Below are 19,574 nucleotides of genomic sequence, written 5' to 3' on the forward strand. Positions count from 1 at the left end.
AGAATGGCGAAAAAACTTCCAGAAACCGATGCGGTCGTTATCGGGCTAGGCTGGGCCGGTTCTATTATCGCCAAAGAGCTGGCCGATGAAGGGCTGCAGGTGGTAGGTATCGAACGCGGCCCCTGGCGCGATACCGCGCGTGATTTTAACGTCGCCACTGTCGCGGACGAACTGCGCTACGTACAGCGCCAGGAATTGATGCTGCGTACCCGGCAAAATACCTGCACAATGCGCAATAACACGTCACAAACCGCGCTGCCTATGCGCAGTTGGGGGTCGTTCCACCCGGGCAACGGCACCGGCGGCGCCGGCAATCACTGGGCCGGTATCACGTTTCGTTTTCAGCCTGAAGAATTTCGGTTAAAAAGCCATCTGCAGGAACGATATGGCGATATTCCGGAAGAATTGGTGCTCCAGGACTGGGGAACCAGCTGGGAGGAAATGGAGCCGCATTATATGGCCTTTGAGCGCGTGGCGGGCACGTCCGGTAAAGCCGGGATGCTCAACGGCGCAAAACAAAGCGGCGGCAACCCTTTTGAAGGCTCCCGCTCCGGCGAATATCCGACGCCGCCGTTAAAGCAGCCATATGGCCCTACCCTGTTCGCAGACGCGGCAAAAAACATGGGCTACTCCCCGTTCCCGGTCCCCTCTTCGCTGGTATCCGAAGCCTATACTAATCCGTATGGCGTGACGATGGGGCCTTGCACATTCTGTGGTTTTTGCACTAACTACGGCTGCGCTAACTATTCCAAGGCCAGCGCCATCACCACGATTCTCCCGGCATTAATGCGCCAACACAACTTTGAAGCCCGCACCTTTTGCGAAGTACTAAAGGTCAATACGGACAGTAGCGGCAAACAGGCCACCGGCGTGACCTATATCGACTCGTCCGGCGATGAATGGTTTCAGCCAGCGCGTCTGGTTATCGTCGCTGCCTTTACCTTTGAAAATGTACGCCTGATGCTACTGTCTGGCGTGGGTAAAGCTTACGATCCGGTCACCAATAGCGGCACCACCGGTCGTAATTACGCCTATCAGACCGCCAACGGCGTTACCCTGTTTTTTGACGATAAAAAATTTAACCCCTTTATCGGTGCTGGTGCCGTTGGCATGGGAATCGATGATTTTAATAACGACAATTTCGACCACAGCGGGCTGGGCTTTTTCGGCGGCGGCAGTATTCGCGTTACGCCTATCGGCGGCGCGCCGATAAATTATCATCCTACGCCGCCCGGTTCGCCAAAATGGGGAAAAGGCTGGAAACAGGCCATGGTACAAAATTATCAGAGCACCATGTCTATCGGCTGCGAGGCCAGCAGTTATACCACGCGCACCAACTATCTTTCTCTCGATCCCAATTATAAAGACCGGCTAGGCCGCCCGCTGTTACGTATTACTTTCGACTTCCCGGAAAACGATTTGAAAATGGCGCAGTACTGTACCGGTAAAGTCGCTGAAATTGCTCAGTCAATGAATCCACAGCATATCGTCGCGAAACCCACCACCGGGCACTGGAATAGCGTTCCTTACCAGTCATCGCACGTAGTGGGTGGATTTATTATGGGGGCCGACCCCAGTACCAGTTCCGTCAATAAACATCTTCAGGTATGGAGCGTGCCGAATCTGTTTGTGGTAGGCGCTTCCGCCTTTCCGCAAAACCCGGGCTACAACCCAACCGGCACCGTTGGCGCGCTGGCGTATAAAGCCGCCTTCGCAATCCGCCATTATTACCTGAAAAACCCGGGAGAGATGATAGACGCATGAAAACATTAACGCTGTCTCTTCTTGCCGCGTCCGGTATGGCTTTCACGACGCTGGCAATCGCTCAGCCGGAATTCGATCGGGTAGAAAAAGGTCGTTATCTGGCAATCGTCGGCGATTGTGCCGCCTGCCATACCGCCAGCGCCGATAAACCGTTTGCCGGCGGCGTTCCGATTAACACCCCGTTTGGTACCCTGGTTGGCGCCAATATTACTCCAGATATCGCCACGGGCATTGGTGCCTGGAGCTACGACGACTTTAAACGCGCCATGTCTGAGGGAATCGGTCACGGAGACAAGCGGCTCTATGGCGCTATGCCCTTTACCGCCTATACCAAAGTCACCGATGCCGATAACCGCGCAATTTGGTCTTATTTACAAACGCTTACGCCGATTTCTCAGCAAATCGATAGCAACCAGCTCCCCTTCCCTTTTCGGATACGCACCAGCCTGATGGTCTGGAACTGGATGAATTTCGAAAAAGGTGAATACCGCCAGGATCCCGGCAAATCGGAAGAGTGGAACCGCGGCGCTTACCTGGTTCAGGGATTAGGCCACTGCGGAACCTGCCACACGCCGAAAAATATTCTCGGTGGCGATAAAAATACCCATTTTCTGGCGGGAGCCAAAGTGGAAAACTGGTGGGCACCGAATATTACCGCCGAAAACCATGAGGGAATAGGCCGCTGGAGTATCGGGGAGATAAAGGATTATCTGCGCACCGGCGTCAACCGCTATGACGCCGCTTCCGGCCCGATGGCCGAGGAGGTTATTAACTCTTCCCGACACTGGAAAGAAAGCGATCTTCAGGCCGTCGCCGTGTATTTAAAATCGCTAAAACCCGGCGACTCTTCACAGCAAAAAACGCCGCAGGCCCTGCAAACGAATAACGCACAGATGCAGACCGGCAAAGCCATCTATTTTGATCGCTGCTCAGCGTGCCATACTTCTGCAGGTAAAGGCGCACCGGGTATCTTCCCGCAGCTGGCGGATAACCCGTTGATTAACGCAGCACAGCCAACATCGTTAATGCGCGTAGTGCTGGCGGGTAGCCGTGCGGTCGGCACGCCGGCCCGACCTACCGCACCGGCGATGCCAGCATTTGCAGATACGATGACCGATGAGCAGGTTGCCGATGTGCTAACGTATATTCGCAATAGCTGGGGAAATGCGGCGCCCGCAGTAAGCGCCAGCGAAGTTAGCAGAATGCGGAATTCGCTGAAAGAGTAGCCATAGCAATGCATAGCATTAAGCTCTCACTTCCAGGCTATGCGCCAGCGCCGGATGCATCCCGGCGCTTTTCTTAATAACGAGTGGGTTACTTTGCTGCGGCCTGGTAATTCACTTGATTTTTATATATCGTCACAGGGTTTCACACAGAATCAATAGATTTTCTTAAGTAACCAATGCGTCGTTCACCCCCTGGATTTACCCTAGGCACGATGGGCCACGGATATAAATTACAACGCTGTTGCCATATTGACATTAACGCCCCGTTGATAGGGCAAAATCTGGTTTATTTCCTACTATCAGCCGCTTTTATCTCATAGAAATGTTTATTGTTTCAGATTTATCCCATCACAGTATATTCATTCAAGAAATCCTATAATAGCATAATAAGAATGCAAATTATCATTAATCAATAATGTTCTGTATCGTGTTTGATTCTCTCAGCAGCATAACCGATGGGTCCAGATCTGCACAAACAGCCAAGAAACCGGCGGGCCATTTAGGTATATTACTACCCGATATTATTTACTTCGGTATTTCATAACATATTAATAATGGTACAAAGAATGATTAAAAAACCCGCACTATTGTTTGGCATGCTATTACTTTCTGCATGCGCATCCCAGGAAAAAATATCGTCAATAGACACTGGCATGTCGCGTCAGCAAATTATTACCGCTTTAGGCAATCCGGATAGTGAATATTCAAAGGATGATTTAGAAATATTGACTTATCGTAATAAAAAGCCTAAGGCACTCAGTCTGAAACACGAGGATTATCAGGTCGTGTTGATTAACGATATTGCTGCCGAGATTACTCCGGAAACCCGGCTCGTTAAATAAGATTTAAGCGGAGGTTATCTTCCGCTTTCAGTATAACTACGCGGCATTAGCAATAATCCCGTCCACTGCGTGCCGCTATTAAATACTTTTTGTGCTACATCGCGAGATAATAGCCAGGTTAATAAAATCGCCGTTACCGACGTGATGATTATTTGCCAGGGTGTATGCACATTTGGTATTAGCGGCCAAAATGCAAATTTTACCGCCGGACCATGCAGCCCGTAAATGACTAGCGTCCTGGTTCCCATCTGCGCGAGCATAGTCGCCGCCTGAGTTAGCGCACAAAATGCATAAATACAGCCAAGTGCAGCTAAATAATAGAGAGTTCTCAGCATAATACCCGCCAGCGGCGTGTAGCCCAGCGAAGCATTAGTCACACTGCCGTACAATAGCCCCGTATCCAGATAAAGGCTCACGCCATAGCCTATTATCAATATCAATACGCCTGCTGCGGGTGCATAACTTTTGGTAATCCACCGCGTAAGGGAAAAGTATTGGTTTTCCCGCGCTATATTCCCCGCAATAAAGAAGGGGAAAAATATTACCGAGCGTAATATACCAAACGCATAGCCATCAAAATGTAATAAAGAGAATGCGAATGAAGCCAATAGTACCCAGCATAAAGGAAAACGCAGGCGCATAATTATTGGCAATAAAAGCTTCCAGATAATCAGGCTGTACAGATACCATAATATCCAGTTAGGCGCACCTGAGCGGATATACTGAGAAAACTGGTGGTTAATCAGTAATTCGAGAAGCTCATAAAAAACGCTGAGCGTAATAAATGGCATGATAATATGCCGCACCAGCGTTCTGTAATTTACACCCTGATTATCTTTAATCACATAGCCGCTTAAAAATACGAATGCCGGCATATGAAAAAGATAGAGAAAGTCATAAATCTGGCTTAGCAAGGGAGCGGTACTTTTTATACCTTCCAAAAGATGCCCAAACACCACTAAAAACATCAGACTTGCTTTAATACTATCAAGCCTGGGATCGCGCTGGCTCGCCATAAATTCACCCTGTTAGCGCCCTTTCCTTTACCCTGGCATATTTGACGCCACATTTCATCTCTGTGGCCGATACCAAACCGGTCGGTATTCATGCACAGGTCGGATCCTTCCCATTTTTATCCCCGGCTCATTCTGACGCACTTTTTGCGAGCGCCGCCACAATATATAAATGAAACTTATGATTTCATCATGGAGTACTACATTTTTTTGAATTATTAATTGAGTCAGTAACAAGGAGTGTTTAATGCCGAAAATAATCCTGGTCCTATTATGTAGCCTGCTGCTAACCGCGCACGCGGACGCCAGAGGGCGCAAACCCTGCTCTGGGTCGAAAGGCGGGATTTCCCACTGTACGCCCGATGGAAAGTTTGTCTGTAACGATGGCAGCCTGAGTAAATCCAAAAAATATTGTCGCTAAATAGCCGCCGCGCAGAGGCAGGCAAGAGTACGCTAATGTTCTTGCCTGCTGGCTCTGCCTGCGTTGATGGTGGTCAAACGGTGTTTCAGTGCATCCCGGTTATGGTTTAACATAGTCTGCAATCTTTGCGGCGCCTCGCGGCATAGCTTAGCGCATTAGCAAACGCCCTTATCGGCAAAATCAGCGCTCCTCCGGCGACGCACTATCACTACTGTAGAAGGTATACCGAGCACGTGAACGACGACCGCCAACAACCGACCTTCCTGTTCCATGATTATGAAACGTTCGGTACCAGCCCGGCGCTGGATCGCCCGGCGCAGTTCGCCGCGCTGCGCACTGACGCCGATTTTAACGTTATCGGTGAACCGGAGGTGTTTTATTGCTCACCGCCAGATGATTACCTTCCACAGCCAGAGGCCGTGTTAATCACCGGGATCACTCCACAACTGGCCCGCCAGCGCGGCCAGAATGAAGCGCAGTTCGCCCGGCGAATACATGATATTTTTACCGTGCCAAAAACCTGCATTCTCGGCTATAACAATGTGCGCTTTGACGATGAAGTGACTCGCCATCTCTTTTATCGAAACTTTTATGACCCCTATGCCTGGAGCTGGCAGCATGATAATTCCCGCTGGGATCTGCTGGATGTGATGCGCGCCTGCTATGCGCTGCGCCCGGAGGGCATCAACTGGCCGGAGAATGATGACGGCCTGCCCAGTTTTCGGCTGGAGCACTTAACCGTTGCCAATGGCATTGAGCACAGCAACGCGCACGACGCCATGGCGGATGTCTACGCCACCATTGCAATGGCCCAGCTGGTAAAAACGCATCAGCCTAAATTGTTTAAGTATCTGTTAACCCATCGTCATAAGCGTAAACTGGCTACGTTAATAGATATCCCGCAAATGAAACCGCTGGTACACGTTTCCGGGATGTTCGGCACCCGCCGCGGTAATACTAGTTTAGTCGCACCGCTGGCGTGGCATCCGGATAACCGTAATGCCGTCATTATGGTCGATCTGGCCGGGGACATTTCGCCGCTGCTGGATTTAGACGCCGATACGCTTCGCGAGCGGCTGTACACCCCCAAAGCGGCGCTGGGAGAACTGGCTGCGGTACCCGTGAAGCTGGTGCATTTGAATAAATGTCCGGTGCTTACGCCAGGCAATACGCTACGCCCGGAAGATGCGGAGCGCCTGGGTATTTCCCGGCAGCAATGTATGAAAAATCTGGAGATACTGCGCTCCGCGCCGCAGGTGCGTGAAAAGGTCGTTGCGCTATTTGCCGAAGCACCGCCGTTTCCACCCGGCGATAACGTCGACGCTCAACTTTATGACGGTTTCTTTAGCGATGCTGACCGGGCGGGAATGAATATTATTCAGAAAACCGCCCCACAGCATCTGCCGGCTCTGGAACTGGCTTTCGCCGATAAGCGTGTCGAAAAATTACTGTTTAACTATCGCGCGCGAAATTTCCCAGGCACACTGGATGAGATGGAAAGAGAGCGCTGGATACAGCATCGGCAGGCCTTTTTTACACCAGAACGCCTCCAGGTATATGCACACAATCTGGAAAGTTTGTACCACCAGCATCAGGGTGATTCAGAAAAGCTCTCACTACTAAAAGCCCTGTACCAGTATGTGCAGGAACTGGTAGGTTAATCTCCATAGGCTTCGGCGAGTATGCGTTTCGGGGGATTAAGCGAGTGGCGGTAACGTCATCACACACATGCTCGCTAAACGCGCGTACTCTCAGCGCATCACGGGCCATTTTCGCCAGAGCGCATAGCCATATCGGCACTCGCAGCCTGTTTAAAGCCATTCAACGTTGCTATCAGGCTCGATATGCGAAACAAAAAGCCATCTGCACAGCAGGTGGTTTAAACACACCTCTTCCAATGCTGGCTGTATTGCCTTTCTTCTTCCTCTTGCGCCACCTCGCCTGATATCGCATATAGCCGCGGATTATTTCTTCGTTTACATGCACCGGGGGACACAAAATACTCACCTTACCAAAAATAATTGCCCCAAAGTTCCTGCCTTCAGGGCCAGGGAAATGTCACAAACGCCTCGCTCGCCGCTCGTTCTTTCACAAATCCCGTTAGTCCCGGGATATTTAAGCCGGACAATGTGCTTACTACCAGATATATATGATCTAGCTACACATTTAGCACAACTATTGTGCAGTTTTGCATATTGCAATAAACGTTGATGCTGCGGTAAAGCGGTTTACCGAGGCTGGCTTTGGAATGGGGTCTCTGTATTGCGGTGTACCACGCGAAGTGCTACTAACAGCGATATCATGCGTGGGGCGCGGATTTATATCTACCCATGCTCGACTTATTGATTTGCTGAAAATAAACTGAGGCAGCAGTTAGCGTCAGCATACCGCGGGCATAGCCTCACAAGAACGATCGCCACCGCCCAAAGGGTAGTTAAGATTGACAGCAAAAAGGCGCCTCTCGGCGCCTTTTCTTCTGCGGTTTGCGACAGTTTACTGCGGCAAATCTTCATACTGCGGAACCGGGTTCCGGAAACTGCGGGTTACGCAGGTCAGGTAAACCAGGCCGACGGCGGCCCAAATCAGCCCCAGCGTCATTGAGCTTTCTTCCAGGTTCACCCACAGCGCGCCAACCGTTAAGGCACCGCACACCGGCAGAAGCAGAAACTGGAAGTGATCTTTCAGCGTCTTGTTACGCTTTTCACGGATCCAGAACTGTGAAATAACGGACAGATTAACGAAGGTAAATGCAACCAGCGCGCCAAAGTTAATCAATGCCGTCGCCATCACCAGGTTAAAATTAATCGCCAGAAGTGCGATGGCACCAACCAAAATGATGTTCATTGCGGGCGTGCGCCATTTCGGATGTACGTAGCCAAAGAAGCTCTTCGGAAATACGCCGTCACGGCCCATAACATACATCAGGCGCGCCACGCCAGCGTGAGCCGCCATGCCGGATGCCAGCACCGTTATCGTTGAAAACACCAGCGCACCCACCTGGAATGCTTTACCCGCTACGTACAGCATAATTTCCGGCTGAGACGCATCCGGGTCTTTAAACCGGGAGATATCCGGGAAATAAAGCTGCAGGAAATAGGTTGCCAGAATAAAAATTAGCCCGCCAATCAGCGCCGTCAGAAAAATCGCGCGCGGAATAACCCGCTCAGCGTCTTTTGTCTCTTCAGATAAGTTACTGATACCGTCAAAGCCGGTAAACGAGAAACATAAAATCGTGGCGCCGGTAATCATCGGAACGACGTGTGCATTTTCCGACCAGAAGGGGCGCGAACTGGTTAGCGTACCGGCACCTTCGCCGTGGAATACGCCATAAATAACCATCCCCATAATCACGGCAATCAGCACAATCTGAAGTACCACAATCAGGGTATTAAAATTCGCGACGGACTTAATGCTGCGCAGATTAAACGCGGTCATAAAGGCCACCAGCGCAATAACAAATATCCATGACGGTATCGATGGCACCAGCGCTTCAAAATAAATTTTCGCCAGCAAAATATTTATCATCGGTGCAAATAGATAATCAAGAAGGGAGGACCACCCCACCATGAACCCTACGGTTGGATGAATCGCTTTCTGCGCGTAGGTATACGCTGAACCGGCGGACGGATAGCGACGCACCAGTTTGCCGTAACTCAGAGCGGTAAAAAGAATAGCCACCAGCGCAAAGGCATATGCCGTAGGCACATGTCCGTCTGTCAGGCCAGAAACGATACCAAACGTATCAAAGAGCGTCATCGGCTGCATATATGCAAGCCCCATCATGACAACCGGAATCAGCGTAAGCGTTTTACGCAGTTCCACGCGGGAAGTGGTAGCGGTGTTATGCGACATGGCGAAATCCCCCTGACGCAAAAGCGAAAAAATGCCCCATCTTGATTTTCCTCGGCGACACGTTTGTCGGTTCTTAAAGTGAGTATCTATCCGGTTCTGGACCGGCCTCTTAATTTAGTAAGGTTTATTACATGCAAAAAAATAACCGACGCTACTGAAAGCGTCGGCCAGTCTCCTTTTGCAGGACGCGTATTTTGCATCAACAAATGCCCCCCTGACAAGACGTGGGAAAGCAGTTTTTTGACAAAAAATGTCCTCTAACATTCTCACAACAAAACCCAGCACCGGCGCGGGTTTACCTTAATTAGACGCGCTGCGTTTTATTCGTTCCGCTAACCCGCGCGAAACGGCGCTTTTTATGCGTCGAGAGGCATTTCTCTCGGGTCCGGATAGCGGTACTCAAAACCCAATTCGTTACAAATCAGTGAACCATCTACCTTTTTCCCAACCCTGCCGCTGCGGTCATCGGTAAACGCCGGCGGCTCCAGCCCGAGCTTATGCGTCTGTAATGGATAAAACTGCGCCCGCGACGGATGGACCGGTGCGCATATATTATACAAATGCCCCCCATGCGGCGCCTGCAGTAGCAAAACGATAGCGTTAACAACATCATCAAGATGGACCAGATTCACGCTGTGATTGCCGTTTGGCGCGCGCTTGCCGGCAAAAAACCGCCCCGGATGTCGATGCGGTCCTACCAGACCTGCCAGACGCAGTATATCCACCGATGTTCCCGGCAGTCCGTGTAGCCAAAGCTCTAACTCACGCAAAGTTCGAGCGCTTTCGGTTACTGGATTTAACGGCGAATGTTCATTGACCACGCCTTCCGCATCGCCATATACCGAGGTCGAACTGGTAAAAATAATACGCGGCACGCCGTGCGCCAAAGCGCTGTCGACTATTTCCTGCACTGCCCTTAAATAAAAATCGCCTTCACCGCCGCTGCGGCGGGCCGGAAGTGTGATAACCAGCGCATCAACGTTCAGCAGCGTATCTAAATCTTCACTATCGCATTCCAGCACTGGCGTAAGCTGCAGCGGGTAGCTCTCAATGCCGCACATGCGCGCCGCTTCAACGCCATCCTGTGTCGTTTTACTCCCAATTACCGTCCATCCCCGGCCCAGTAAAGAAAGCGCCAGCGGCATGCCTAACCAGCCTAAACCGACAATCGCTACTTTCTTCATCTCCCCTCCTCTGCCACGCCCATGAGAACGATTACCTGATATTGCGTACCGCATAAGGCTACGCCAGCCCGCCAAAACTGACAATTCGCAGAAGAAACATAAAATCAACAAACCGGATAAAAAAGCCTTGCTTTGTCAGGTAAATCTGGTTTAGGTTGATAAACAAGCATGAATAATCATTCACGAGACTGTTATGAATCGCGTTCAAAATAATTGCCACCATCATCACCATCACCCTGATTAGTCTTCGGGCGATGTGTGCTGGAAGACAAATAAGCTCTTCCAGCGGCGCTGAACGCACAGTTTAAAAAGCCCCCGGAAGAGCTTCTTCCGGGGGCTTTTTACTGCACGCTTTTCATTAACTCTATTTTGACAATGAGGCGCAAATAACATGTCAGACTCCAGCCGTTTACGCATAGCGATTCAAAAATCAGGCAGGCTCAGCGATGACTCGCGCGAATTACTGGCGCGCTGTGGCATAAAAATCAATTTACATACCCAACGATTAATCGCGCTGGCTGAAAACATGCCTATCGATATTCTGCGCGTACGGGATGACGACATCCCCGGGCTGGTTATGGATGGCGTAGTCGACCTTGGCATTATCGGGGAAAACGTACTGGAGGAAGAGCTGCTATCCCGCCGCGCTCAGGGCGACGATCCGCGCTACTTTACGCTGCGCCGCCTTGATTTTGGCGCCTGTCGCCTGGCGCTGGCCACACCGGCAGATGAACCCTGGGACGGCCCGGCAGGGCTTGGCAACAAGCGCATCGCCACCTCTTACCCTCACCTGCTAAAACGTTATCTCGACCAAAAAAACATCCCCTTTAAGTCCTGCCTGCTCAACGGCTCTGTCGAAGTCGCGCCGCGCGCCGGGCTGGCCGACGCTATCTGCGACCTTGTCTCTACCGGCGCCACGCTTGAAGCCAACGGTTTACGCGAAGTCGAAGTTATCTATCGCTCTAACGCCTGCCTGATACAGCGAGACGGCGTGATGGCACCCGATAAACAGCGGCTTATCGATAAATTGTTGACTCGCATCCAAGGCGTTATTCAGGCGCGTGAGTCCAAATACATTATGCTGCACGCTCCGCAGGACAAGCTTGAGGATATCGTCGCATTATTGCCCGGGGCCGAGCGTCCAACCATTTTGCCGCTGGCCGGCGACAGGCAGCGCGTTGCGCTGCATATGGTGAGCAGTGAAAGCCTGTTCTGGGAAACCATGGAAAAACTTAAAGCGCTGGGCGCCAGTTCTATTCTGGTGCTACCTATTGAAAAAATGATGGAGTAATCGCAATGTCTTTCAATACGCTAATTGACTGGAATGACTGCACTCCGGCCCAGCGGCGGGCATTGCTACAGCGCCCGACCCTCGCGTCATCGGAACACATCGCTCGCAGCGTCAGTGAGATCCTGGATGATGTAAAACAGCGTGGCGACGCAGCGCTCAGGGAATACAGCGCCCGTTTCGATGGCGTGACCGTCGATGCGCTGGCGGTCAACGGCGCAGAGATAGCCCAGGCAGGTGCGCGCCTGAGCGACGACTTCAAAAGCGCGCTGGCAGTGGCCGCACGCAATATTAAGCGTTTTCACTATGCCCAGCGCCAGCAGCCGGTCGATATCGAAACCCAGCCCGGCGTGCGCTGCCAGCAGCTAACGCGCCCCATAGATGCGATCGGGTTATATATACCCGGCGGTTCTGCGCCGCTGTTTTCAACGGTATTAATGTTAGCCATTCCAGCGCGCATCGCAGGCTGCCGTCAGATCGTGCTCTGTTCACCGCCGCCCATTGCCGATGAAATTCTTTATGCTGCCGAACTGTGCGGCATCGAATTGATTTATCAGGTGGGCGGAGCGCAGGCGATTGCCGCCATGGCTTTCGGTAGCGAAAGTCTGCCCCGGGTAGATAAAATTTTCGGGCCTGGAAACGCCTGGGTTACCGAGGCCAAACGCCAGGTTGCCCGCCGCCCCGACGGTGCGGCGATAGATATGCCGGCGGGTCCGTCTGAAGTACTGATCATCGCGGACGCGGGCGCAACGCCGGCATTTATTGCCGCCGATCTTTTATCACAGGCGGAGCACGGCCCGGACTCGCAGGTCATTTTGCTCACGCCCGAGCGCGCTATGGCCCAGCGCGTCGTGAAAGAGATATCACACCAGTTGGCTAATCTCCCACGCGCAGAAACCGCGCGCCAGGCGCTGGCAGCCAGCCGCGTCATTATCGCCCGCGATCTGGCTCAGTGCGTTGCAATTTCGAACCAGTACGGCCCGGAACATTTAATGATCCAGACGCGCAACGCCCGTGAACTGGTTGTCGATATCACCAGCGCCGGTTCGGTATTTCTGGGGGACTGGTCGCCAGAATCCGCGGGCGATTACGCCTCTGGCACTAACCACGTGTTACCGACGTATGGATATACCGCTACCTGTTCCAGCCTGGGCCTGCCAGATTTCCAAAAACGCATGACGGTGCAGGAGCTAACCGTAGACGGCTTCGCGGCGCTGGCTCCAGCCGTCGAGTGCCTCGCAGCGGCAGAGCGCCTGATAGCGCATAAAAATGCCGTTACGCTGCGCCTTGCCGCCCTGAAGGAGACGCTATGAGCATTGCATTACTGGCGCGCGACTGCGTGCGCAAACTGACGCCCTATTTATCCGCCCGTCGCCTTGGTGGAAGCGGCGACGTCTGGCTGAACGCGAATGAATATCCAACGCCGCTTCCGTATACGCTGACCCAACAAACGCTCAACCGCTACCCGGAGTGTCAGCCCGCACGGGTGATTAATCGCTACGCCGACTATGCGGGCGTAAAACCTGACCAGGTGCTGGTTAGTCGCGGCGCTGATGAAGGCATCGACCTTCTGATCCGTACTTTTTGCGAGCCGGGCCGCGATGCCATGCTTTATTGCCCACCGACGTACGGCATGTATAGCGTTAGCGCGGAAACCGCAGGGGTGGAGCGCCGCGCAGTGCCATTGCTCAGCGATGGGCAGCTCGATTTGCCGGAAATCGCGCGCCAGATTAACGGCGTCAACATTGTTTTCGTGTGCAGCCCAAATAACCCAACCGGGCAGCGGCTTAACCCGGATGATATACGCGCGCTTCTTGAGTTAACTTGCCAGCGTGCGCTGGTGGTCGTCGATGAAGCCTATATAGAGTTCTGCCCGCAGGCATCGCTGGCAGGCTGGCTGAGCCATTATCCTCACCTGGTTATTTTACGCACGCTCTCCAAGGCGTTCGCTCTGGCAGGCCTGCGCTGCGGCTTTACCCTGGCGAACCACGAGATAATTCAGCTGTTGCTGAAAACCATCGCGCCCTATCCGCTGGCCGCGCCGGTCGCCGATATCGCCGCTCAGGCGCTGTCGGCGGAGAATATTGCCGCCATGCGTCTGCGCGTCGCTGAGATTTGTAGCATTCGCGACTGGTTCAGCGAACAACTTAGCCAGATTGAGGGCGTAGAAAACGTCTATTCTTCTCAGGCGAACTATCTGCTAGTACGCCTGCACAATGCCACCGCTATTTTCAATGCGCTTCGCCAGCAGGGCATTGTGCTGCGCGATCAGAGTCGTCAGTACGGGCTGGCGGACTGCCTGCGCATAACTATCGGCACCCGGGAAGAATGCCAGCGCGTGCTCGATGCGCTGCTGGCGCTAAAGGAGACGCGTTAATGAGTCAGAAATACCTTTTCATCGATCGTGATGGCACGTTAATTACCGAGCCGCCTGAGGATTATCAGGTCGACAGCGTGGAGAAACTCGCGTTTGAACCTGACGTTATTCCAGCCCTGCTCGCGCTAAAACAGGCAGGCTTTACGCTGGTAATGGTGACGAACCAGGACGGGCTAGGCAGCAAACGCTTTCCACGCGCAAGTTTTGATACCCCGCACCGGCTAATGCTGGACATCTTTGCCTCCCAGGGCATCGATTTCGAAGAGGTATTGATTTGCCCCCATTTGCCTGAAGAAAACTGCGCTTGCCGCAAGCCCAATACCGGGCTGGTGCGACATTATCTGGAAACGGGCGCGCTGGATGTTACGCAAAGCTATGTGATTGGGGACCGGGAAACCGATATTACACTGGCGAAGAATATGGGCATCAGCGGGCTGCGTTATCAGCGTGAAAGCCTGCCTTGGCCCGCGATTGCCGCACGACTTACCCGCCGGGACCGCCACGCACACGCGATCCGTAACACGAAAGAGACCCACATTGACGTTGAACTCTGGCTCGATCGCGAGGGGGAAAATCGCATTAGCACCGGCATCGGCTTTTTCGATCATATGTTGGATCAGATAGCCACGCACGGCGGCTTTCGCCTACACATTAGCGTCAAAGGCGACCTGTATATTGACGATCATCACACCGTGGAAGATACCGGTCTGGCGCTGGGTGAAGCGCTGAAAGCCGCGCTCGGCGACAAGCGCGGCATTGCCCGATTTGGATTTACGCTTCCTATGGATGAGTGTCTGGCGCGCTGCGCGCTGGATATCTCCGGGCGGCCGCATCTTGAATATAAAGCCGAATTTAATTTTCAGCGCGTGGGCGATCTCAGTACCGAAATGATTGAACATTTTTTCCGCTCGCTTTCCTATGCGATGGGCGTCACGCTCCACCTCAAAACAAAAGGTAAAAACGATCACCATCGGGCAGAGAGCCTGTTTAAAGCCTTTGGCCGCACGCTGCGTCAGGCCATTCGGGTTGAGGGCGACGTTCTCCCTTCATCTAAAGGGGTGCTGTAATGAAGGTGGTCATCCTTGATACCGGGTGCGCCAACCTGGCGTCGGTTAAATGGGCAATCCAGCGCCTGGGATATACCCCGGAGGTGAGCCGCGATCCTGATGTGGTACTTAGCGCCGATAAAATCGTCCTGCCGGGGGTTGGTACCGCACAGGCGGCGATGGACAGATTACAGAACTATGCGCTGATCCCACTGATTAAAGCCTGTACCCAGCCGGTGCTGGGCATTTGCCTTGGAATGCAATTATTAGGCAACGCCAGCGAAGAAAGCCCAGGGGTCGCGCCCCTCGATATTATTGACGTACCGGTGCAAAAATTTATCGATCGGGGACTGCCGCTACCGCATATGGGCTGGAATCGCATTACGTCTTTGGCAGGGCATCATTTATTTCGCGGCATTGATGAGGGCGCGTGGTTCTATTTTGTCCACGGCTACGCCATGCCGGTAAATCCCTATACCATTGCACAATGTGATTACGGTGACGCGTTTAGCGCCGCCGTGCAAAAAGAGAATTTTTACGGCGTGCAGTTTCACCCGGAACGATCCGGCCAGGCGGGCGCCCGGTTAATCAAAAATTTTCTGGAGATGTGATGATCATTCCAGCATTAGATTTAATTGACGGCGCCGTAGTGCGCCTGCATCAGGGTAATTACGATAAACGGCGTGACTATGGCAGCGCCCCGCTTCCCCGCCTGCAGGAATACGTGGCTCAGGGCGCCGGCGCCCTGCATCTGGTTGATTTGAGCGGTGCTAAAGATCCGACCCGGCGCCAAATCCCACTGCTTACATCGCTGGTTGCTGGCGTTACGGTTCCGGTACAGGTTGGCGGCGGCGTGCGTAGCGAAGAAGACGCTGCTGCGCTGCTTAATGCCGGCGTCTCGCGGGTAGTGGTGGGTTCTACCGCAGTGAAGCAGCCGCAAAGCGTAGCGGGCTGGTTTCAGCGATTCGGCGCTGAGGCGCTGGTTCTGGCGCTGGATGTACGCATTGATGCTGATAACAGAAAGCTGGTGGCCGTCAACGGCTGGCAGGAGAACTCAGGAACAACCCTTGAGACGCTGATTGAATACTATCTTCCCCTCGGACTAAAACACGTGCTGTGCACCGATATTTCTCGCGACGGCACGCTCGCAGGGGCGAACGTTGCGCTGTATCAGGAGCTTTGCGCGCGCTACCCGCAGGTTGCATTTCAGTCCTCCGGCGGGATTGGCGAATTAGCGGATATTAGCGCCCTGCGCGGAAGCAGCGTTCGCGGAGTCATTGTGGGCCGAGCGTTGCTGGAACAGAAATTTACGGTTACGGAGGCTATCCAATGCTGGCAAAACGGATAATCCCCTGCCTCGACGTCCGCGACGGCGTGGTGGTGAAAGGCGTACAGTTTCGCAATCATGAAATCATTGGCGATATTGTTCCCCTCGCCCGCCGCTACGCGGAAGAAGGCGCAGACGAACTTGTCTTCTATGATATCACCGCTTCCAGCGACAGCCGGGTAGTTGATAAAAGCTGGGTTTCCCGCGTCGCAGAAGTTATTGATATTCCTTTTTGCGTCGCCGGCGGGATTAAAACCGTGGAAGAGGCCGGAAAAGTGCTCTCTTTCGGCGCGGATAAAATTTCGATTAACTCCCCGGCGCTGGCAGACCCGAGCCTGATTGAACGCCTGGCAGATTGCTTTGGCGTGCAGTGCGTCGTGGTCGGTATTGACTCATGGTTTGATGAGAGCGCCGGACAATACCAGGTTAATCAATATACCGGCGACGCACGGCGTACGCGCGTCACGCAGTGGGATACCCTGTCGTGGGTTCAGGAAGTACAAAAGCGCGGCGCGGGTGAAATCGTCCTGAATATGATGAATCAGGACGGCGTGCGCAGCGGCTACGATCTCGTGCAACTGAAAAAAGTACGCGCCGCCTGCCGGGTTCCGCTGATAGCCTCTGGCGGGGCCGGCGAAATGTCACACTTTTATGATGCCTTCCACGAAGCAAACGTAGACGGCGCTTTAGCCGCATCGGTTTTTCATAAACAGATAATCAATATTGGCGAGCTGAAAAACTACCTCGCGACACAGGGTATGGAGATAAGGATATGTTAACAGAACAGCAGTTATCCCGACTGGACTGGGTGAAAACCAATGGGTTAATGCCGGCTGTAGTGCAGCACGCCCTTTCCGGTGAGGTGCTGATGCTCGGTTATATGAATGCGGCAGCGCTCAGCAAAACGCAGGAATCCGGAAAGGTCACCTTTTATTCCCGTACTAAAGCACGGCTGTGGACTAAAGGGGAAACGTCCGGAGATTTTTTGCAGGTGGTTAACATCATCCCCGACTGCGATAACGACACGCTGCTGGTTTTAGCCAGCCCCAGCGGCCCTACCTGCCACCTGGGCACATCAAGCTGTTTTGGTGAAAACGGTCATCAGCACCTTTTTCTCTATCAGCTGGAGCAATTGATAGCAGCGCGAAAAAATGCCTCACCAGAGACATCTTATACGGCACAGCTGTATGCCAGCGGTACAAAACGCATCGCGCAAAAAGTGGGGGAAGAAGGTGTAGAAACAGCGCTGGCCGCCGTTGTTAACGACCGGGATGAGTTAATCAACGAGGCCTCTGATTTACTGTATCACCTGCTGGTATTGTTACAGGATAAGGACCTGGATCTCAGCGCAGTGATTAATAATCTACGCCAGCGTCACCGTTAAACCGCCGTTTCTATTGCCGGGCAAAAAGTAATCAGGCAGGCGGAAGTAAAAAGGATTTTAACCAGGAGCTTTCATCCGTAAGCAGATTGAGTGCCTCGCTCTCCTGAGTGCAGTAAAAATGCCGTCTTCATAGAAGGCGGCATTGCTTTGGTGCCCCAGAAGGGCGTACTAAGCTCTAACTCGTTGGCCCTCGCTTCATTTCCATTCAGGCTCAATGGGTTTTCTTCATGTTCATATTTATATTGATATTTTACATATCAACGGATCGTTTTTGCGTTCACTCCTACGCTATCCACACAATTCCCTTTCGCCAAAAGTAATTACCCCACAGTTTATGCTTCCTCAGGTAGGGAATTTATTAAAGAGCCGTATCGCTGCTCTGCCCTTCTGATGGCCCATGACTTCCGATACTGGCAGCTTTGGCGGGATTTTTACCGGTAAATAGACATGATCCAGCAGAATATTTAGCCTCACTGTTTTAATATGAAACTGTTGGCTTAATATCCTGATCTCCCTGTAAATCTCCTTCCCAGCACTGTTCTTCAGTATTCGAAATCGGCACCAGGGCGGCCTGGCTGTGTGGCATTAGCAGTGTCATATCACGCGGGAAGCGCTTTGAAACCTGCTCAGGGTTAATGCTTTATCAGTTGCACAACGAAAAGGTTTTTGCATGGGCAGGTTTTTACAGGCGGAACGAGACCAGGTCGATAACCACGCCCATAAGAGGTGGTTTTTAGCAGGTAAAAAAAAGCCACTTATCACAGCAAGTGGCTTTTTTCACTCAGGCATTCGGGCCTGAATCACAATTACAAGCGCTACTTTTACCGCGCCGCTTCCGATTTATAGTTTCGCAGCGCATTACGCGCCAGCACAAACCCGGCGCCGAGCATTCCGCCCACTAACACCGATAAAATCAAGGTTAGCCCGCGCTTCGGACTATCGCGTCGAATAGGAAGGCTGGGTTTCATGACATAGTGATAAGAGGCGACGGTATCTGGTTTCTTCGCCAGCGCTTTAACGGCCATATAGGACTGCAAAGTGTTATAGTACTGATCTTTTAACGGCAGCGGACGCGTTGACTCATTTTCAATTGTCGCTTCCAGGGCGTTACTCCCCAGCGCAAATAGCGTGTCTTCAGAAAGTGTTTCCGCCTGCTGAACTAGCGTATTCTGTATATTACTCTGCTTTGCTATTTTTAACGCCTGATTTAACACCTCAAGGCGCTGCTTACGCTGCTCTTTCGCCACCATCATCTGCGTATCGAGCGAACTTTTCAGGTCTTTCATTGTGGCGTTGATGTTGATGACCAGGTCTTTGTTCATCTCTTCAATCACGCGCTGATTAATCTTCGCCATATAGGCAGTGAGGGTTTTACGCGCCTCAGGACCACTCGCCCCTACATAGCTGATTTTAAGCGGCATTGATTGCCCTTTTACTGCGGGTTCAATGGTTAATTTTTCTGGTTCTTGTTGGTTGTCCAGTTCTTCGGATAGCGCAGACATCAGTGAATTAAAACGCCCGAAAAAACGATTCTGAATATCCGTCACGCTGGGAGCGCTTGCGCGATTCTGCGCGTAAATAATGCTCATCGAGTTGTTATAATTTGCAACCTGCCCGGCATCCGGCATCGTTACCACCGCCGTGGAGGTCCACTTTTCTTGCACGACAAATAAATAGGCCACCGCCAGCAGAATACACACCACAATAAAAATGCACACAGTGCCTTTTGCCCGCCACAATTGCATCACAATATCCAGCAGATCGACATTCTCCGCTGAGGTGCGAGAATGGTCTGCGGAATAAGTATCTGGACTCATAGTAACCCTATAAAATTATTAAAAGGCGATACA

Annotated in this window: 18 protein-coding genes, 1 pseudogene and 1 other annotated feature; of the genes and pseudogenes, 14 read left to right on the forward strand and 5 right to left on the reverse strand. The window is 52.4% G+C overall.

The window, feature by feature from the left end; genetic code table 11:
- Positions 1 to 3 precede the first annotated feature (3 nt).
- The 3 genes from SFA31_RS16560 (at position 4) to SFA31_RS16570 (ending at position 3,832) form a co-directional block, all read left to right on the forward strand.
- Positions 4 to 1,764 carry a GMC family oxidoreductase gene (locus tag SFA31_RS16560; RefSeq protein ID WP_322838964.1) on the forward strand — a complete coding sequence of 587 codons (1,761 nt, stop codon included), beginning with the start codon at positions 4 to 6 and terminating at the stop codon, positions 1,762 to 1,764.
- Entirely contained in the window at positions 1,761 to 2,990 is a 1,230-nt protein-coding gene (locus tag SFA31_RS16565; RefSeq protein ID WP_322838965.1) for a cytochrome c, read from the forward strand. Before SFA31_RS16560 ends, SFA31_RS16565 begins: the two co-directional genes overlap by 4 nt.
- Positions 2,991 to 3,556: 566 nt before the next feature.
- Positions 3,557 to 3,832, forward strand: a complete 276-nt coding sequence (locus SFA31_RS16570; RefSeq protein ID WP_322838966.1) for a hypothetical protein — start codon at positions 3,557 to 3,559, stop codon at positions 3,830 to 3,832.
- A gap of 14 nt (positions 3,833 to 3,846) precedes the next feature.
- Here the strand turns inward: SFA31_RS16570 and SFA31_RS16575 are convergent, their stop codons facing one another.
- Entirely contained in the window at positions 3,847 to 4,848 is a 1,002-nt protein-coding gene (locus SFA31_RS16575) for an acyltransferase family protein (protein ID WP_322838967.1), read from the reverse strand.
- A 244-nt stretch (positions 4,849 to 5,092) separates the two neighbouring features.
- Between SFA31_RS16575 and SFA31_RS16580 the strand changes: the two genes are divergently transcribed.
- Together SFA31_RS16580 and sbcB are read left to right on the forward strand one after the other, a co-directional pair.
- Positions 5,093 to 5,266, forward strand: coding sequence for a hypothetical protein (locus SFA31_RS16580; protein WP_322838968.1), 174 nt, complete (start codon positions 5,093 to 5,095; stop codon positions 5,264 to 5,266).
- A gap of 233 nt (positions 5,267 to 5,499) precedes the next feature.
- Positions 5,500 to 6,927, forward strand: coding sequence for an exodeoxyribonuclease I (gene sbcB / locus SFA31_RS16585; protein ID WP_322838969.1), 1,428 nt, complete (start codon positions 5,500 to 5,502; stop codon positions 6,925 to 6,927).
- An 832-nt stretch (positions 6,928 to 7,759) separates the two neighbouring features.
- Here the strand turns inward: sbcB and SFA31_RS16590 are convergent.
- Both SFA31_RS16590 and SFA31_RS16595 read right to left on the reverse strand, forming a co-directional pair.
- On the reverse strand, positions 7,760 to 9,118 hold the full coding sequence (locus SFA31_RS16590; RefSeq protein WP_322838970.1) for an APC family permease: 1,359 nt from the start codon (positions 9,116 to 9,118) through the stop codon (positions 7,760 to 7,762).
- 356 nt (positions 9,119 to 9,474) lie between these two features.
- Positions 9,475 to 10,302: an SDR family oxidoreductase gene (locus tag SFA31_RS16595; protein ID WP_322838971.1), complete on the reverse strand. Its 828-nt coding sequence runs from the start codon at positions 10,300 to 10,302 to the stop codon at positions 9,475 to 9,477.
- Positions 10,303 to 10,495: 193 nt separating this feature from the next.
- Between SFA31_RS16595 and hisL the strand changes: the two genes are divergently transcribed.
- From hisL to hisIE, 9 genes are all read left to right on the forward strand, one after another.
- On the forward strand, positions 10,496 to 10,546 hold the full coding sequence (gene hisL, locus SFA31_RS16600; protein WP_322839399.1) for a his operon leader peptide: 51 nt from the start codon (positions 10,496 to 10,498) through the stop codon (positions 10,544 to 10,546).
- Positions 10,522 to 10,648 (forward strand) — a sequence feature (His leader region). (Overlaps the previous gene by 25 nt.)
- 45 nt (positions 10,649 to 10,693) lie before the next feature.
- Positions 10,694 to 11,593 (forward strand): ATP phosphoribosyltransferase, encoded by a 900-nt coding sequence (gene hisG, locus SFA31_RS16605; protein WP_322838972.1) that lies wholly within the window; start codon positions 10,694 to 10,696, stop codon positions 11,591 to 11,593.
- Between the two features lie 5 nt (positions 11,594 to 11,598).
- Positions 11,599 to 12,903: a histidinol dehydrogenase gene (gene hisD / locus SFA31_RS16610; protein ID WP_322838973.1), complete on the forward strand. Its 1,305-nt coding sequence runs from the start codon at positions 11,599 to 11,601 to the stop codon at positions 12,901 to 12,903.
- Positions 12,900 to 13,967, forward strand: coding sequence for a histidinol-phosphate transaminase (gene hisC / locus SFA31_RS16615; protein WP_322838974.1), 1,068 nt, complete (start codon positions 12,900 to 12,902; stop codon positions 13,965 to 13,967). The genes hisD and hisC overlap by 4 nt, the downstream gene beginning before the upstream one ends.
- Entirely contained in the window at positions 13,967 to 15,034 is a 1,068-nt protein-coding gene (hisB, locus tag SFA31_RS16620; RefSeq protein WP_322838975.1) for a bifunctional histidinol-phosphatase/imidazoleglycerol-phosphate dehydratase HisB, read from the forward strand. Before hisC ends, hisB begins: the two co-directional genes overlap by 1 nt.
- Positions 15,034 to 15,624, forward strand: coding sequence for an imidazole glycerol phosphate synthase subunit HisH (hisH, locus tag SFA31_RS16625; RefSeq protein WP_322838976.1), 591 nt, complete (start codon positions 15,034 to 15,036; stop codon positions 15,622 to 15,624). Before hisB ends, hisH begins: the two co-directional genes overlap by 1 nt.
- Complete coding sequence (gene hisA, locus SFA31_RS16630) at positions 15,624 to 16,361, forward strand: 1-(5-phosphoribosyl)-5-[(5-phosphoribosylamino)methylideneamino]imidazole-4-carboxamide isomerase (RefSeq protein WP_322838977.1); 738 nt, start codon at positions 15,624 to 15,626, stop codon at positions 16,359 to 16,361. The genes hisH and hisA overlap by 1 nt, the downstream gene beginning before the upstream one ends.
- Positions 16,343 to 17,119, forward strand: coding sequence for an imidazole glycerol phosphate synthase subunit HisF (gene hisF / locus SFA31_RS16635; RefSeq protein WP_322838978.1), 777 nt, complete (start codon positions 16,343 to 16,345; stop codon positions 17,117 to 17,119). The genes hisA and hisF overlap by 19 nt, the downstream gene beginning before the upstream one ends.
- Positions 17,113 to 17,724: a bifunctional phosphoribosyl-AMP cyclohydrolase/phosphoribosyl-ATP diphosphatase HisIE gene (hisIE, locus tag SFA31_RS16640; RefSeq protein ID WP_322838979.1), complete on the forward strand. Its 612-nt coding sequence runs from the start codon at positions 17,113 to 17,115 to the stop codon at positions 17,722 to 17,724. Before hisF ends, hisIE begins: the two co-directional genes overlap by 7 nt.
- Before the next feature lie 257 nt (positions 17,725 to 17,981).
- Here the strand turns inward: hisIE and tnpA are convergent.
- Positions 17,982 to 18,273, reverse strand: a pseudogene (tnpA, locus tag SFA31_RS16645) (IS200/IS605 family transposase).
- A 272-nt stretch (positions 18,274 to 18,545) separates the two neighbouring features.
- Positions 18,546 to 19,541 carry an LPS O-antigen chain length determinant protein WzzB gene (gene wzzB, locus SFA31_RS16650; RefSeq protein WP_322838980.1) on the reverse strand — a complete coding sequence of 332 codons (996 nt, stop codon included), beginning with the start codon at positions 19,539 to 19,541 and terminating at the stop codon, positions 18,546 to 18,548.
- Positions 19,542 to 19,574 lie beyond the last annotated feature (33 nt).

The sequence above is a fragment of the Erwinia sp. HR93 genome, assembly GCF_034555055.1.
Taxonomy (GTDB): Bacteria; Pseudomonadota; Gammaproteobacteria; order Enterobacterales; family Enterobacteriaceae; genus Apirhabdus; species Apirhabdus apintestini.

Bases quoted from the DNA above. Each gene is read 5' to 3' on its own strand.
- SFA31_RS16560 (WP_322838964.1), top strand. From the start codon at position 4: ATGGCGAAAAAACTTCCAGAAACCGATGCGGTCGTTATCGGGCTAGGC.
- SFA31_RS16565 (WP_322838965.1), top strand. From the start codon at position 1,761: ATGAAAACATTAACGCTGTCTCTTCTTGCCGCGTCCGGTATGGCTTTC.
- SFA31_RS16570 (WP_322838966.1), top strand. From the start codon at position 3,557: ATGATTAAAAAACCCGCACTATTGTTTGGCATGCTATTACTTTCTGCA.
- SFA31_RS16575 (WP_322838967.1), bottom strand. From the start codon at position 4,848: ATGGCGAGCCAGCGCGATCCCAGGCTTGATAGTATTAAAGCAAGTCTG.
- SFA31_RS16580 (WP_322838968.1), top strand. From the start codon at position 5,093: ATGCCGAAAATAATCCTGGTCCTATTATGTAGCCTGCTGCTAACCGCG.
- SFA31_RS16590 (WP_322838970.1), bottom strand. From the start codon at position 9,118: ATGTCGCATAACACCGCTACCACTTCCCGCGTGGAACTGCGTAAAACG.
- SFA31_RS16595 (WP_322838971.1), bottom strand. From the start codon at position 10,302: ATGAAGAAAGTAGCGATTGTCGGTTTAGGCTGGTTAGGCATGCCGCTG.
- hisG (WP_322838972.1), top strand. From the start codon at position 10,694: ATGTCAGACTCCAGCCGTTTACGCATAGCGATTCAAAAATCAGGCAGG.
- hisD (WP_322838973.1), top strand. From the start codon at position 11,599: ATGTCTTTCAATACGCTAATTGACTGGAATGACTGCACTCCGGCCCAG.
- hisC (WP_322838974.1), top strand. From the start codon at position 12,900: ATGAGCATTGCATTACTGGCGCGCGACTGCGTGCGCAAACTGACGCCC.
- hisB (WP_322838975.1), top strand. From the start codon at position 13,967: ATGAGTCAGAAATACCTTTTCATCGATCGTGATGGCACGTTAATTACC.
- hisH (WP_322838976.1), top strand. From the start codon at position 15,034: ATGAAGGTGGTCATCCTTGATACCGGGTGCGCCAACCTGGCGTCGGTT.
- hisA (WP_322838977.1), top strand. From the start codon at position 15,624: ATGATCATTCCAGCATTAGATTTAATTGACGGCGCCGTAGTGCGCCTG.
- hisF (WP_322838978.1), top strand. From the start codon at position 16,343: ATGCTGGCAAAACGGATAATCCCCTGCCTCGACGTCCGCGACGGCGTG.
- hisIE (WP_322838979.1), top strand. From the start codon at position 17,113: ATGTTAACAGAACAGCAGTTATCCCGACTGGACTGGGTGAAAACCAAT.
- wzzB (WP_322838980.1), bottom strand. From the start codon at position 19,541: ATGAGTCCAGATACTTATTCCGCAGACCATTCTCGCACCTCAGCGGAG.